This is a genomic window from Flavobacterium plurextorum (genome assembly GCF_002217395.1).
GTDB lineage: Bacteria > Bacteroidota > Bacteroidia > Flavobacteriales > Flavobacteriaceae > Flavobacterium > Flavobacterium plurextorum.
In genome coordinates this window covers 254,908-271,418 of record NZ_MUHD01000014.1, presented here as the reverse complement: position 1 = coordinate 271,418, position 16,511 = coordinate 254,908, and the positions used below count along the sequence as shown (strand labels likewise).

Here is a 16,511-nt window from a genome sequence, read left to right as displayed (position 1 = left end):
CAATCAGAAGGGCAGATCATTTATAGGTAAGCCTTCGTTTGAAGCATCAAAGTTAGTGTTTTTTGCGGATTCTGAATCTTGATTTGGTTTATGATTTGCAGTTTCTTTTTTCGTAGTAAGAAAAGTAAATTCAGTCACTTGAATTTCCGTTGTATATTTTGTAGTACCATCCTCAGCTTGCCACTGTCTGGACTTTATGCGTCCTTCAACATATATCTTATCTCCTTTTGAAAGATATTTTTCACAAATCTCAGCTGCTTTATTTCGCACAACTAGATTATGCCATTCTGTTGAAGTTATTTTTTCATTGGTTGTTTTATTAATATAAACTTCGTTTGTCGCAAGTTGAAAACGTCCAATACAGTTTCCTCCATCAAAATAATGCATTTTTACATCATCGCCTAAGTGACCAATAAGCATGACTTTGTTTAATGTTCCATTCATAATAATAGCGGTATTTCTACCAAAGATACATTTTATTTAGCAAATTAATTCCTGCTTTTCTATAAAATTATAAATCACAATAGGAAAGGGAAAAGTTTTTAAATCAGTTCTATTAACACCTTTTTCAATCACTTCCTCAATCTTTATTTTCCAAAATTGAATATGTAAATGCTGATGCGAAAGCTTGTGTACCAAAGCCGCATTTTGACATTCTTCTATACCTATAATAGTATAGGAAGAAAAAAGATCGCTTTTTACTGTTTTTGAAACAAAATCAAATCCCTCAATTTCTGCAGTTTCAAGAAGAGGAAACTCATACAAATTATGCCAGATCCCTTTTGCTGTTCTTTTTTGTATTAGAGTATTCCCTAAAGCATCTTCTAAAATTAAATAATTAAAGAAACGATTGGTTACTTTTACTTTTTTTGATTTCACAGGCAAATCCATAACCTTCTTTTTCTGAAGCGCTGCACAACTATCATTAAAATCACAAATACTACAATTCGGACTTTTAGGTACACATTGCAAAGCACCAAACTCCATTATCGCCTGATTAAAAATTGCAGGGTTATCTTTTGGCATTAATTCGTAAGCAAGTTCCGTAAACTCTTTTTTGGTGGCAGGAATCGCAATATCAGATTCAATGTCAAAATAACGGGAAAGCACTCTAAACACATTTCCGTCAACAACTGGAACTACTTCATTATAGGAGAAAGAAGCTATAGCTGCTGCGGTATATTCACCTACGCCTTTCAAACCTAGAAGTTCTTTATAAGCTGCAGGAAAACTTCCACCTAACTCAAATGCTACGTATTTTGCTGTTTTATGCAAATTTCTAGCACGCGAATAATACCCAAGTCCTTGCCAAAGTTTTAAAACCTGTTCTTCAGAGGCATTTGCAAGATCAAAAACAGTAGGAAATTCCTTAGTAAAAGCAAAAAAGTAAGGCATTCCTTGCGCAACTCTTGTTTGCTGCAGCATAATTTCTGAGAGCCAAATTTGATACGGATCGGTCGTATTTCGCCATGGAAGATCACGCTTGTTTTGTAAATACCATTTTATCAGTGTGTTATGAAAATCCATATTGAAATCCTTAAAAAGCAAAAGTAAATGTTTATGTAATTAAAATTTAACGAATTAGCTTGATTAATTATTTTTTTAATTCTTATATTTGCAACCTCAAAAAAATAGTACACCATTATAAAATAAAATAGGAAAGAAAATGACGAAAGCAGATATCGTAGCGAAAATTTCAGAAAAACTAGGTCTTGAAAAAGGAGATGTTCAAGCAACAGTAGAAACGTTCATGGAAGAAGTTAAGACTTCATTAGAAACTGGAGACAATGTTTACCTAAGAGGTTTTGGTAGTTTTATTGTAAAAACCAGAGCTGAAAAGACTGGTAGAAATATCTCTAAAAACACTACAATTAAAATTCCTGCACACAACATCCCTGCGTTTAAACCTGCAAAAGTTTTTGTAGAAGGAGTAAAAACGAACAACGAAGCAAAATAATATTAATTAACATAAAATCTGACACGATATGCCAAGTGGTAAAAAAAGAAAGAGACATAAGGTAGCTACTCACAAACGTAAAAAAAGAGCGAGAGCTAACCGTCACAAGAAGAAAAAGTAGTTTTAAACTACTTTTTTCTTTTTAAACGTTCATTGAAATTGAGAATTAGTGTTCAGTTATCAGATTTTAGTATTCAGTTTACTGATTACTTGCAACTGCAAACTGCCTGCTGATTTTCCCCGGGTTCAATACCTGTTAAAATATTGTTTAATCCATCCTTGTAGAAGTTAATGGTTTTTAGTTTTTGGCTTTTGGTTTTGTTTGCCAACAACCATCAACAAGAAGCCGACAACCAATTCACGGATAAAAATTTACAGTGTGAATAAAGAATTAATCATTAGATCTAGTTCTGAAGCCGTAGATTTTGCCTTATTAAAAGATGGAAAACTAATTGAATTACATAAAGAAGAAGAAAAAAGCAACTTTCAGGTTGGTGATATTTTTATTGCCAAAATTCGAAAACCAGTTGCTGGACTTAATGCTGCTTTTGTAAATGTAGGCTTCGAAAAAGACGCCTTTTTGCATTATCATGATTTAGGTCCAAATTTAGCTTCCCAACTGAAATTCATAAAACTTGTAAGCGCAGGTAAATTAAAAGATTTCTCCCTAAAAACCTTTCAGTTTGAAAAAGAGATTGACAAAGATGGCATCATTACTGATATTTTAAGTGCCAATCAATCTGTTTTAGTTCAAGTAGTTAAAGAACCTATATCAACCAAAGGTCCAAGAATAAGCGCTGAGCTTTCTCTTGCTGGAAGATTTATCGTTCTAGTTCCTTTTTCTGATCGCGTTTCTATTTCTCAAAAAATAGAAGACAAAAAAGAAAAGGATCGTCTAAAAAAACTTGTTCTATCGATCAAACCTAAAGGATTTGGTGTTATTGTTCGCACAGTAGCCGAAGGCAAAAACGTAGCCGAATTAGAAAAAGATTTGCAGAACCTGCTTGGCAGATGGACTGCAATGTGTAAAAAATTACCAACTGCTCATCATCCATCAAAAGTATTAGGAGAACTCAATAGAGCTTCTTCAATATTAAGAGATGTATTCAACGATACCTTCAGCGGTATTCAAATAGATGACGAAGAGTTGTACCATCAAACGAAGGAATATCTGCAAGAAATTGCGCCTTCAAAACAATCGATTGTTAAGTTTTATCAATCAAATGACACTCCAATTTTTGAGAAATACAATATAGAGAGACAAATCAAAACTTCTTTTGGAAGAACAGTATCTATGAGTAAGGGCGCTTACCTTATCATCGAACATACAGAAGCTCTTCACGTTATAGACGTAAACAGCGGAAACCGTTCGAATAAAGCAACCAATCAAGAAGACACTGCCATGGAAGTAAATATGATTGCTGCTGCAGAAATTGCCAGACAACTTCGTCTGCGAGATATGGGCGGAATCATAGTAGTAGATTTTATCGATATGTCGAATCCTGAAAACAGGAAGGTTTTGTTCGACTTCTTGCGAGAAGAAATGAGCGACGATAAAGCAAAGCATAAAATATTACCGCCAAGTAAATTTGGTTTAGTCCAGATTACAAGACAGCGCGTAAGACCAGAAGTTAACATTAAAACCAGAGAAGAAGATCCTAACAAAGAAAATGGCGAAATTGAAGCGCCAATTTTAATTATTGATAAGATCACCTCTGATTTAGAAAGACTTTTAAAAACCCACAAAAATGTTGTACTTAATGTACATCCATTTGTGGCTGCATACCTCAGTAAAGGTTTTCCATCATTACGTTCAAAATGGTTTTTTGAACATAAGAAATGGGTGAAAATCATACCTCGTGACGCTTACACGTACTTAGAATACCATTTCTATGATAAAAAAGGAAATGTTATTTCAGAATAAAAAACAAAAAACCGCCTTTCGAAAGACTGGCGGTTTTTTTGTGGCTTTTTTTTAGAAGCAAGTTCCTGCTATCCGCTTGTATCTTTTCCTGGCTAAAGGAGCCAGAAAAAGGATACCGCTTCTATCTGGGCTAGACAATCGTTTTTATAAGATCACTATATATTAAAAAGTCGTTATAAGTATGATTTTCACCCTGAGCGAAGTCGAAGACTTTCTTATCTAAAAAAGACTTCGACTTCCCTCAGCCTGACATACATTATCTTTAGAGAGAAGCTTTTTTTTTGGGGAATTTGGGGTTTAGAATTGGATTTTATTTTTAAATCCTACTCCCTCACAATCTCAATTTTTCTTCTAATTTCATTTCCAGAAGCATCTACCACAGTAATATAATGTGTTCCTGTGGTTGGCGTAATTGGCAATTCATGAAAAGTTTTTGTTGTAGCTTTATACACATCATCAACATACCAAAACAATTCTTTATCTCTTTCAGAATAAGCTACTTTTAAAATTACAGGCTGTACTTTGCTATTAAAATCTTTAGTCAAATAAATTTTACTGTTTGCCTTTGGATAAATAAAATCCATCGCTGTCGTTTGCGTTCCCTCGCAGCCTTCCTTAAACGGCGGTAAAGGTAAATATTCAATATGCTGACTTTTATAATACCAAGCCATAACTGGAGGCAGAACAAACCAATTTTTAGTACTAATATTTTCAACATTTTCACAGCTGCTATTTACCTGAAACTGTTCTGTTTTATCTAAATGAATCGTTCTGTGATATGGACAAATCTTAGTCGATTTTCCTTTTTTAGAAACCCATTGTTTAATTTTCGGGCAGTTTTCTTTAGCCAGATAACCACTTAATCGACAAACCTCAACTTCAGCCAAATCTTTGTAAGGTGTATCAAACCATCTTTGTCTAGGCAGTAAATTAAATACATCAAATAAAATTGGTGCTGCACTGGTAACTCCCGTTAAAGTCGGCCTTCCTTCTCCCGTTGCATTTCCAACCCAAATTCCAACCACATATCTTGAATTTGTTCCAATTGCCCATGCATCACGATTTCCAAAACTTGTTCCCGTTTTCCATGCAATTTTCAGAGAACTATCATAAAATTTCCAAGCTTCGTCTCCTTCCGGTCTGTTCACTTCTTCCATTGCATTGTACGTTAACCAAATTGACCCTGCGCCCAAAATATTCTTTTGATCAGTTTCCGAGCCAAAATCAGCCTTAAAATCATTTTTATAATTTAATTCCGTAAACTCATTTGTTCTATATTTTGCTTGATGTTTAGTAAAATAATTCAATGTTGAAGACAGATTCGCATAAGTTCTGCATAAGTCCCATAAATTACTTTCGGCACCTCCTAAAATAAGCGATAAACCATAATGATCTGGGGTTTTATTAATATTCTTCAATTTGAATTTTTGCAATTCTTCATAAAACTTGTTTACAGTAAATTCCTGAAGCATAAGAACGGCAGGAATATTCAAAGAACGCGACAATGCACGATGCGCAGGAACAGCGCCGTCAAACGTTAAATTAAAATTTTGAGGCGTATATCCTGAAATCTGCGTTGGAACATCGGCAACTAAAGTATTGGGTAATAATTCGCCATCATCAAGCATTGCGCCATATAATAGCGGTTTTAAAATACTTCCTGTACTTCTTGGTGCGTCAATTATATCAACATCTTTTTGATGGTCTTTGTCCGTTGGAGCATTGCCAACATAACTCATTACACTTCTGTTCTGAACATCGATTACCAAAATAGCCAGATTATGAACCTCATTCTGTTTGTACTGATTGTAATAATATCTCGTGATTTGATTAACTCTATTTTGTAAAGCATAATCAATAGTCGTTTTAACTCGTGTTCCTTCTTCATTCTTCGCTGCTCTCTGCAATAAATGCGGCGCAATTTGAGGCAGATCATACGGTTTTTGAGGCAACGGTTCTTCTATTGAAAGCTCATAGGTTTGCTTGTCGATTATACCTTCCTGATGCAGTTTTAATAGAAGTCGATTTCTTTTATTCAGTAATTTTATTTGATTTTTTCCTGGATAAATCAAACTTGGAGCATTTGGCAAAACGGCTAAAACAGCATTTTCCGCCCAAGATAATTGATTGGACTGTACTCCAAAATAACGCCATGAAGCCATTTCTAATCCCACAACATTTCCTCCAAATGGTGCATGAGCTGCGTACATTTCGAGAATTTCATTTTTAGAATACCCTAACTCTAATCTAGTTGCGAGGATGATTTCTATTACTTTTTCAAAGTAAGTTCTATTTTTTCCTTTTCGAGATAATCTAATAACTTGCTGAGTTAAGGTACTTCCTCCTCTGACTACTTTACCCGCCTTTTTGTTTTGTTTAAAAGCATTTACCATTGCACCTGGATTAAATCCGGGATGTTTATAAAAATACTCGTCTTCAAAATAAACAATACACTTCTTGAATTTATCAGGAACACTGTCCTGCGCAGGGAAACGCCATTGTCCGTCGCGGGCAATTTTGGCTCCTAATAATTCCCCTTCTTTGCTTTCAATAACGGTTGAATAGGGCTCTTTGAATAAAGTTCGGGGTATCGAAAAATAGTAAATCAGCAAGAGCATAAATGCAATTGCTGATTTTATTTTGTTACTTTTTATCCAGTTTATAATGCGTTGGAAAAACGCCTTCACTTTATTTTTCAATGCTGATTATTTTACCACAAAGGCGCTAAGTTTTTTTGCTCGCAGCTTCAACAGATTTGACAGATTTTATTTTTATCTGCTTGATCTGCAAAATCTTCGGGAGACCTTTTATCACAAAGATTTTTTGCCACAGATTAAATTGATTCGGACAGATTTTTAAAAACCCTTTTAATCTGTGGCGAATAAATTTATTTCACAACCTCAACCCAGAATCCTTTTGTTCTGGCTAAGAACGTATTATCATACATCGCTTCACATTGCAATCCAGGTAAATAATAATTTCCTAAGTACGATGCGTTTAGCAGAATTCTGAAAACTTTGGTTTCTCTGGCTTTCATTCCAAAATAGAAATTAGTTCTATCGTCGCGAATATCAATATAATCGGCAATGTTGTTTACTGCGTCTCCGTAATCTGTAAATCGAGTATTTACAATCTCGAATCCCGAAGGCAGAATTTGTGATAATGCCACGTTCTGAACACTTTCTCCTCTTTGATTTTTAACTGTAACTTCAGCAACAAACTCTGTTCCTTGATTAATCCTTGAAACATTTATTACGCTTCCTTTTCTATTTTTAAAGACAATACTTGCCGAAACATCGCTTTGAACAGCATTTTCCTGTCCAATAGGCAATATCCCTGTATTCAATACACGAACATAAACCGTATTTGCCTTATTGTTTTTCACCGTAATACTATTTGCTCCAGAAGTAACCGAAATACTGCGATCTGCAATTGATTTGCTTGTATTTATTGCCTCTCCTTTTCCGTTTTTACTAAACTGAATATTGATTCCTTTTGGACCGTTGCTAATTGCAAATTTCGACATTGAGTACAAGCAATAAGCCGTTGTCTGCGTACTCATCCATTGATTGGCCGACATTTCTTTGGCTAGTTTTGAAGCCATAGTAAATGCTTTTTGCGTTTGCCCTAAAAGCAGCATTGTTTCCAAAGCCATTGCTCTGTTTCTTTCGCTTGAACCATAATAGTAATAGCTATATCCGTCTGAATCTCCATCAATACTTGTTTTCAAGAACAAACTTTGTCCAGCAGATTTTTGTCCTGCTAAAACATAAGCTGCGGCCAAACGAAGTTTACTTTCATTCGAAATGTTTTTTGTTTCACGTAATCTATTCATAGCTGATAAATCTGCATTTCCAGCCAAAGCTAATGTGTATAAACGATATGCCTGAGCAAGATCATTTCCATATTTAGGTTCAAAGCGCCATTGCTTCGCTTCTTTTTGCTGATACGACAGCCATTTTGATTTGAAATTAATAGGCAGAACATAACCTTTTTTCTCCGCTTCAATCAAGAAATGTCCAGCGTAAGAAGTTCCCCAATCATCTGCTATTGCATTTCCTTGCCAATATGGTAATCCACCGTTTGATAACTGGAAATTTCCTAATCTGGCAATTCCGGCTGCAATATTTTTTTGAATAATCTCTTTACGTTTCACGTCAATATCGGCAACATCACTTAAGAATAATTGCGGAAAAACGGACGAAGTCGTCTGCTCTACACAACCATGCGGATACTGAATTAAAAATTGCAGTCTTCCATTCAAATTCATTGACGGCATAGACGAAATTTCTAATCTCGCTTTATTGCTTCCGGCAACACCAAATGTTTTCCATGAAATTGTTTTACTGCTGTTTGGCGTCAGAACGACATCAGTAAATGTACTTGTAACTGGATTTGGATTTGTCATATCAATTTCAACTTCATAAACTGATTTTTCACTTCCTGATGTTGCAATAACTTGAACTTTTGCAATTCCAGTTGCAGCACCTACAACTAAATTGAAATACGCCATCTTTTCGTCTGGCTGTGCAAAACTTAATTTTTGAACTGCACTTCCTGCTACTTTCAATCCGTTGCTTGTTTTTATCTGAATTGAAACATTTTTAATTTTATTTTCTGTAGCAAAAACTGTCACAGGAAGTGTTACTTTTTCTGATGGTGAAATTTTTCTAGGCAGCGAAGCTAAAACCATTAATGGGCTCTTAACCTGAGTTGCTTTTTCTACACTTCCGTAAGCACTTGTTGCAGCATCTCCAGCTACAACCATTGTTCTAACAGAACCAATATATTTTGGCAGTTTTAATTGATGTGATTTTGTTTGTCCTTTTTCCAATTTAAACGGACCATAATACAATACTACAGGTTTAAAGCGATTGGCTTTTTTAGCTTTCCCACCTCCTAAATCCTGATCTCCTCCAATACTAAAAATCTGGTTTATTTTTCCGCCGTAAGCACCAATTACATCATCGTAAACATCCCATGTTTTTACTCCAAGAGCTTCACGAACGTAGAAACTATCCCATGCATTTGGTGTTTTAAAACGAGTTAGATCTAAAAGCCCTTCATCAACAACCGCAATTGTATACGTCATTTCTTTACCTGACTTTTCACCAACTTTAACTGTAAATGGCTGTTCTGGCTTTAAAACATCCGGCATATTAATGGTTGGTGCCAAAATCGTGTTTTTATCCACCACTTCAATCGGAACAATTCCGTACATACGAATTGGCGAATCATTTTTGGTTGTGGCATGAGGCTGTAACAAAGTGATATTAAAATAAACATTCGGCGCCATAGCTCCAGTAATCGGAACCTCAACTTTTGTTTCACCGTTTTTAGTTTTTGCCCAAATCGTCTGAATTACACGAGATCCATTTTCGATTGAAATTAAAGCACGTCCACCTTCACTTGAAGGGAAAGATATTTGTGCTTTTTCTCCCACAGCATAATTCTTTTTATCTGTAGAAAAAACTAACATATTCGCTGTAGAAGCATCTCTGTTACGTGTTTTTCCAGACCATATTGGCCAGTCAATATTTACTGTTAAAGCAGTTGCATGTCCGCCGTTTGTATCTTCAACACGAATCAAATAACGCCCCCACTCTTCATCAGTTAAAGCAAATTGAAAACTTCCTTTTCCGCTTGAATCGGTATCAATTATAGTAGATTTATAAGCTGTTGTCGAGTTTGATGAATTATAATTTGACAAATTATCGCTTGATGAATCCCACCACCATCTCCAGTCAACTTTATAAATTCTTACTTCAAGATTTCTAACTGCTCGTGGTCTTCCATTTTCATCAACAGTAACTACTTCAAAACGATTATTAGCTCGAGTTTCAAGCATATTATATTTGTTCAATTCAGGCGATTTTATTCCCACATAGGTTTTATATGGAGAATAAGTTGTCGAAATAACATCAGTACTAAAATCCCCGCCTTCTTCATACACTTTTGTAATGAATGAAGCGCGTAACATTCCAGGCGCTTGACCTTGTAATTTTGGCTGAATATTTACAGAAGCCTTTCCGTTTTCATTTAATTTTCCAGAGAAAATATTTATTTCTTCTGTACTGAACTGACGAACAATATCATCAAAACTAAATTTTTCATATCCTTTAAATGTTGTTGTCTGCTGTGAAAATTTAGCCTGCATTTCTACATTTAGGTTTTTCGCAATAGCGCCGTGAAGCCAAGTCACTTCTAGATTATCTGTATTTGGATAAGACGCCGAAAGGGTTTTGCTGCTAAATGTATTTTTAATTTTTAAACGATTTGGTTTTATCGTTTCGATCTTAATACTTTTATAAAATTTAGCACCTCCAACGCTTACCATTGCTTCCCAATTTCCTGTTGGAGCATCTTGATTTGTCGGTACTATAAAAGCGTAATGATTTAAATCATTTGTTTTCTGAACAGTTTGATAAACAGTTTTACCATTTGGATCATTCAATCTGAACTTTATTGGATGTGATTTTGGAAGTTTATTCGCTGCGTCATTTAAAATGAAAGACAAATACAAATTATCTCCTGGACGCCAAACGCCTCTTTCTCCATAAATAAATCCTTTCAATCCTTTTTGTAAAGTCTCTCCAGCTACATCAAAATTACTGACAGATAATGAAAGTCCGTCGTCAAGCTTTACATAAGTCGATTGATCTCCCAAGGTAACAATAGCGAAATATGCGAATTTATCTAATTGGAAAGACGCAATTCCTTCACTGCTTGTCGCCTGCGTACCAATTTTTTGCTGTTGAAAATTATATAAATCAACTCTCGCATTTGAGACTGGTTCTGTTGTAACAATATTATTTACAGCAAACAAATACGATTTATTTTCGCCTCTTTTCGCGATAACTCCCAAATCTGAAGCTAAAATATTAGTAGCAATTCTTGCATTATAGTAATATGACCCAGAGCAAGGATCTTGGCTTTCTCTCCAGTCATAATCATCATAATAATAATCATCATACGAATTGCCGCTGTAGTTTACGTCATTTTCATCTACTTCATCCTCTTCTGCTTCATTATCATTTCCATCAGATGTTTCACATTTATAAAGAGAATATTTCTTTTTATATACAAACTCTACTCTATAAATTGCTCCTGGTTCCGGCTTTATAATTTTAGATAAATCTAAAGCATACGTATTCCATTTTGTGAGATTTACGAGTGTGCTTTCTCTTAAGTTAAGCGTTGTTTTAGCAATTGGCTGCGCTACTTTTTTGAGGTTTTGAGCTCCGTTTAATTCATTATATTGAAGAAATTGAAGTATATTATTTTTGTAAATCTTATACACTTTTACGTCAACCGCACTTAAATTTACAGCCTCAAAATTCAGTTTTAAATTGTTAGAGCTTGGCAGAATAGTTCCATTTTTCACAAAACGAACACTTGGTTTTATCTGATCAAAAGAAATTTTCTCAGAATAATTTGATTCTAATTTTTTACCGTATTGACTTTCAATTCCTTCAAAAACTTCCAAAAGAAGTTCACCTGTAATAACTTGCTCTGGCTCTTCGTCCGGCACAACTTCTACAACATTTTCAACCACTGCAGCGGCAGAATCGACAGCAACTGATGCTGAGTCTACCACAACTGCAGCAGAATCTACTGTTGCATACGCTGGTTCTTCAACAACAGGTGCAGGAGTCTCTTTTTTAGAAACTGCCTGATTGGTAAAATATACTTTTAATAAATTTCCTTGAGTAGAAAACTTAAGATTATTGGTATTTTGAATGGAAACCAATCCGGCAAAATCTTGACCTTTTTCTAATGGTTCAGAAAAATTAATTAAAACTGATTGATTATTCCCGTCTGGAACTTCAACTTTTATAACTTTAAACTCATTTATACTTGTAATAGGAAAGTCGATTTGTCCTTTTTGGTCAATATCAAAATCATTTCCATCATAGATAATCTCTAAATTTGAAGCTTCTGATTGACGCTGAATACTGTCAATTATAAAACGAAATTCTTTAGCTGGCCCCGCTGTTTTCTCAAACTTAATTTTAAGATTATTGCCATTATGTTTGGCTTCAACCAATTTTTGAGCCGTTTCAAGATCAATATTATCTGCTGTTTTCAAAACACAGTTTAAATACTGATATTCTTTGCTGTACGATTGAATATCACCAGTATTTATGGTAAAATCCTGTTTGATTGTTTTAACTGTAAAGTTAAATTTAGAAAGCGCTGACTCTTTCTCTTTCGGAATTGCTGTCAGTTTATCTAAGTTTAAAGTAACCTGATATTCTGTTCCTGGTTTTAATTTTTTCTCTGGAATAAAAGCTAAAGTATTGGTCGAAAGTGCCACTACTTTTCCGTGAACACTTGGCGAAATATCAAACAAATCATCATCTAATTCCTGATTGGGTTTCCAATCATTTTTATCGAAAGCCAAAACCACACGAATATCAGAATCCGAAGAAACAATTCCGCCAGTAAAACTGGTTATATAATCTTTAAATAACGAAAAATCCGAATTGAAATCGGCTGCTGATTTTCTACCGCAAGATTGAAAAATAAAAAACACAAAAAACACGAGACTTAATCCTTTTACTTTCACGTTTACTTTTAGTTTATTGATTAATAAAGCAAAAATTTAATTTGAATTGTTAACGAAAACCGAAACAACAAATTACAAATTAAATAAGGATAAAAGTAATTTATTTTTTAATTTATTTAAGAAGAAAATTCGCTAATATTGATTATTTAACTTTTGTTGAAGTTTTACAAAAACGAATCATTAAATTATTAAATTAATGTTTTTAAATTTAAAGAAGAATGCCTGATAATTTAAATAGATATTCTATTGAAAATGAATTTATTATCAAAAATAAAAATGTAATTATATATCTGATGGGTGTTATAACATTTTTTATTTTGATTACTTTTGCCGATTATTATGTTTTGCCCACTTCAAAAACTAATGATGTAATTACGCATTACACTATAAGAACTTCTGGAAAATCTAAACAAAAAGTTTCTTATCATTATTTTACACAAAAAGGATTTACTTTTTCTACAGCAAAAGAATATATTGATGAAAATAATGTTACAATTGAAACTTCTTTATTGTTTAAATCCGTAACAACCGTAAAATCCAAGATAAGAAATTATACAAATCTACTTTCCAGCGGTTTAAGCATTAATGGAATTCAATTTTACACTTGCCTAATCCTGCTTTTTTCAATTGGAATAAGTATAAAAATATTGCTTTCGAAAAAAGGGTTTTCTGAAAACACATTTTATAATATCGTATGCTTTAATTCTTTTATGATCTTTATCTGTGTTTACATGGGAGGATATATGTTTTAACTACTTACGTCTTTCCAAGAAAAAACGTTTCATTAAATCAGCCGCTTCATTTGCCATTATACCTGAAACTACTGTAGTTTTTGGATGTAGTTTTGTACCCATAGTGATAAAACCGCGCTGTTCATCACGAGCTCCAAAAACAATTTTCGAAATCTGACTCCAATATAAAGCTCCTGCGCACATTTGGCAAGGTTCCAGCGTTACATAAAGTGTACAATCTTTTAGGTATTTACCGCCTAAGAAATTAGCAGCAGCGGTTATCGACTGCATTTCGGCATGAGCCGTAACATCATTTAATAATTCTGTTAAATTATGACTTCTTGCTATTATTTTATCAGCAACAACAATTACAGCTCCAACAGGAATTTCGCCTTTTTCAAAAGCCATTTCAGCTTCCTGCAAAGCTTTTTTCATGAAGTACTCGTCGGTAAAAGGATTTATCATAGATGCAAAAATAAGGTTTTACTATTTATTTTTTATTACATTTAAATATTGAAATTCAAAAATGGAAAGAAAACTCAGAATAACAATTCCGGAACCTTGTACAGAAAACTGGGACAAAATGATTCCAAACAAAGAGGGGCGTTTTTGTTTGAGCTGTTCTAAAACGGTTATTGATTTCACATCTATGCTGCCCGAAGAAATTCAGTACTTTTTTACCCAAAATCAAAACAAAAGTATCTGTGGAAGAATAAAAAGATCTCAATTAGACTCGATTACAATCCAAATTCCTAGTCGCGTTTTTTATACACAAACTTATTTCCATAAAATATTTTTACTTGCTCTGTTTATTTCCATGGGAACTACTTTGTTCAGCTGTCAGGATAAGGATGGAAACAAACAAAAGATCGATAAAATTGAAATAATTGAAGATCCTGCAGTTCTAAAAACTAATGCTGGCGAAAAGCATGAAGCCGCTAATAATAAATCCTTAACTGCCAACGAAACAAAATCCACAAAACGCAAAAGCAGGTCTTCGCTTAAAAAAGAAAAAACCTTCTCTTTCGCAAAAGCAAAATGTGAAGGACCAATACCCACAGGTCTTTATGAGGACTATAGCGTTTATGGAGGTATGGGAATTGATGTTTTGCCTGACTACCCAGGAGGAATTAATATGTTTTACGAAATTTTTAAATCAGAATATAAAATCCCAAAAAAGTTAAAGAAATCTACCGGAGTAATAAAAATGTCTTTTGTCATTGAAAAAGATGGAAAACTAAATGAAATAAAAATCATTGAAGACCTCGGTTTAGGAACTGGGGAAGAAGCCATGCGGATTTTAGAAGAATCTAAAAAATGGACTCCAGGTGAAACCAATGGAAGAAAAGTTAGAACTTATTACAATCTACCTATCACACTTGAGCTTGATACTTTGAATCCAAAAAAAAGAAAAAGAAAATTTTCAAAAATTACCTCAATGCAAATTTTTAAAACTGGAGAGAGCAAGGAACAAACAGATTTAAATTTAAAACCGTAAATTTGCTTTTTTCCATACAATGAAAAGCGATTTACTTTTGAACATATATAATCCAGCTGATTTACGCGCACTTTCTGAGGCACAACTTCTACAAGTTGCACAAGAATTACGTCAATTTATAATTGAGGTTGTTTCTGTAAAAGAAGGTCATTTGGGAGCTAGTTTGGGCGTTATTGAACTTACGATTGCACTTCATTATGTTTTTAATACCCCAGATGATTTGTTGGTTTGGGATGTTGGCCATCAGGCTTACGGGCATAAAATCCTGACGGAAAGAAGGGAAATTTTCCATACTAATAGACAAATCGACGGAATTTCAGGTTTTCCTAAACGAACCGAAAGTGTTTACGATACTTTTGGTGTTGGACATTCTTCAACTTCAATTTCTGCAGCACTCGGAATGGCGATTGCTTCAAAATTAAAAGGTGATTTCGATAAACAGCATATTGCAGTTATCGGCGATGCTTCTATTGCATCTGGAATGGCTTTTGAAGGTTTAAATCATGCCGGAGTTACTAATGCCAATTTGTTGGTTATTTTAAATGATAATGCAATAGGAATTGATCCAAGTGTTGGTGCTCTTAAAAAATATCTTACTGCTGTAAAAGAAGGAAAAAATCCGAAGAAGAATAACATGATCAAATCTTTGAATTTTGATTATTCAGGACCAATAGACGGTCACGATCTTCCGAATTTAATCAAAGAATTGAATCGCTTAAAAAACATAAAGGGCCCAAAATTTCTTCACATTGTAACTACAAAAGGAAAGGGTTTACAGCAAGCTGAAGAAAATCAGGTAAAATATCATGCACCTGGAAAATTTGATGCTTCGACAGGAGAAATCATTTTAAAATCTGAAGAAAATTTACCGCCTAAATTTCAAGACGTTTTTGGCTTAACCATTTTAGATTTAGCCAGAAAAAATGAAAAAATAATCGGAATCACACCTGCAATGCCCTCTGGAAGTTCATTAAAATTTATGATGGACGAATTGCCGGAACGTGCTTTTGATGTGGGAATTGCCGAACAGCATGCTGTAACGCTTGCAGCCGGAATGGCAACTCAAGGCATGATTGTATATTGCAATATTTATTCGACTTTTTTACAGCGTGCCTATGACCAAATTATTCATGATGTAGCTTTACAAAATTTACCTGTTATTTTTTGTCTGGACAGAGCAGGTTTAGTAGGCGAAGATGGCGCAACACATCATGGTGTTTTTGATATAGCGTATCTGCGTTCTATTCCAAACATGATTATTTACGCACCTCTCAATGAGATTGCTTTGCAAAACATTTTATATACTGCTCAACTAGGTCTAAATCATCCAATCGCAATTCGATATCCAAGAGGACGCGGCGTGCTGCCAAATTGGGAAGTAGAAAATTTCGGACATTATGAAAAAATTAAAATCGGGAAAGCAATTTGCTTAAAACAGGGAACAAAAACTGCTGTTTTATCGACTGGAACGATTGGAAATAATGTAATCGAAGCTCTACAACAAAGTACAAATTCAGAAACTATTGCGCATTACGATTTTCCCTTTATAAAACCCTTAGACAATGAGGCTTTACACTCGATATTATCTTCATTTGACAACATAATTACAATAGAAGACGGGGTAAAAAATGGTGGTTTTGGAAGCTCTATTTTAGAGTTTGCGGCCACAAATAATTTTAAAAACAACATCAATATTTTAGGAATTCCAGATGAGTTTATTGAGCACGGAACAGTAAACCAGTTACAACAATTGTGTAAAATTGACGTTAAAAATTTAATAAATCTTTTTTCTAATGAGCCAAAATAATTATTTTGCGGCACCAAAATATTAA

10 protein-coding genes are annotated in these 16,511 nt (G+C 34.1%); 5 read left to right on the top strand and 5 right to left on the bottom strand.

What is annotated here, in order from left to right; genetic code table 11:
* Positions 1–3: 3 nt before the first annotated feature.
* The gene (locus B0A81_RS07805; protein WP_089052617.1) at positions 4–444 is read right to left on the bottom strand and encodes a single-stranded DNA-binding protein; all 441 of its coding nucleotides are present in this window, start codon (positions 442–444) and stop codon (positions 4–6) included.
* A 36-nt stretch (positions 445–480) separates the two neighbouring features.
* The gene (gene mutY / locus B0A81_RS07800) at positions 481–1,527 is read right to left on the bottom strand and encodes an A/G-specific adenine glycosylase (protein ID WP_089057501.1); all 1,047 of its coding nucleotides are present in this window, start codon (positions 1,525–1,527) and stop codon (positions 481–483) included.
* 139 nt (positions 1,528–1,666) lie between these two features.
* On the opposite strand from mutY, the gene B0A81_RS07795 reads away from it, so the two are divergent.
* Together B0A81_RS07795 and B0A81_RS07790 are read left to right on the top strand one after the other, a co-directional pair.
* Positions 1,667–1,957: an HU family DNA-binding protein gene (locus B0A81_RS07795; RefSeq protein WP_007805026.1), complete on the top strand. Its 291-nt coding sequence runs from the start codon at positions 1,667–1,669 to the stop codon at positions 1,955–1,957.
* 379 nt (positions 1,958–2,336) lie between these two features.
* Positions 2,337–3,881: an Rne/Rng family ribonuclease gene (locus B0A81_RS07790; protein WP_089057500.1), complete on the top strand. Its 1,545-nt coding sequence runs from the start codon at positions 2,337–2,339 to the stop codon at positions 3,879–3,881.
* A gap of 323 nt (positions 3,882–4,204) precedes the next feature.
* Here B0A81_RS07790 and pbpC read toward each other — a convergent pair whose 3' ends face one another.
* Positions 4,205–6,580, bottom strand: coding sequence for a penicillin-binding protein 1C (gene pbpC / locus B0A81_RS07785; protein ID WP_089057499.1), 2,376 nt, complete (start codon positions 6,578–6,580; stop codon positions 4,205–4,207).
* Positions 6,581–6,768: 188 nt separating this feature from the next.
* On the bottom strand, positions 6,769–12,450 hold the full coding sequence (locus tag B0A81_RS07780; RefSeq protein ID WP_089057498.1) for an alpha-2-macroglobulin family protein: 5,682 nt from the start codon (positions 12,448–12,450) through the stop codon (positions 6,769–6,771).
* A gap of 218 nt (positions 12,451–12,668) precedes the next feature.
* On the opposite strand from B0A81_RS07780, the gene B0A81_RS07775 reads away from it, so the two are divergent.
* Complete coding sequence (locus B0A81_RS07775; protein WP_089057497.1) at positions 12,669–13,202, top strand: hypothetical protein; 534 nt, start codon at positions 12,669–12,671, stop codon at positions 13,200–13,202.
* Here the strand turns inward: B0A81_RS07775 and B0A81_RS07770 are convergent, their stop codons facing one another.
* A complete protein-coding gene (locus B0A81_RS07770) occupies positions 13,203–13,646 on the bottom strand; it encodes a nucleoside deaminase (RefSeq protein ID WP_089057496.1) in 444 nt (147 codons plus the stop codon).
* 118 nt (positions 13,647–13,764) lie between these two features.
* On the opposite strand from B0A81_RS07770, the gene B0A81_RS07765 reads away from it, so the two are divergent.
* On the top strand, positions 13,765–14,679 hold the full coding sequence (locus B0A81_RS07765) for an energy transducer TonB (RefSeq protein WP_165768046.1): 915 nt from the start codon (positions 13,765–13,767) through the stop codon (positions 14,677–14,679).
* A 19-nt stretch (positions 14,680–14,698) separates the two neighbouring features.
* Entirely contained in the window at positions 14,699–16,486 is a 1,788-nt protein-coding gene (locus B0A81_RS07760; protein WP_089057494.1) for a 1-deoxy-D-xylulose-5-phosphate synthase, read from the top strand.
* The last annotated feature ends 25 nt before the right edge of the window (positions 16,487–16,511 follow it).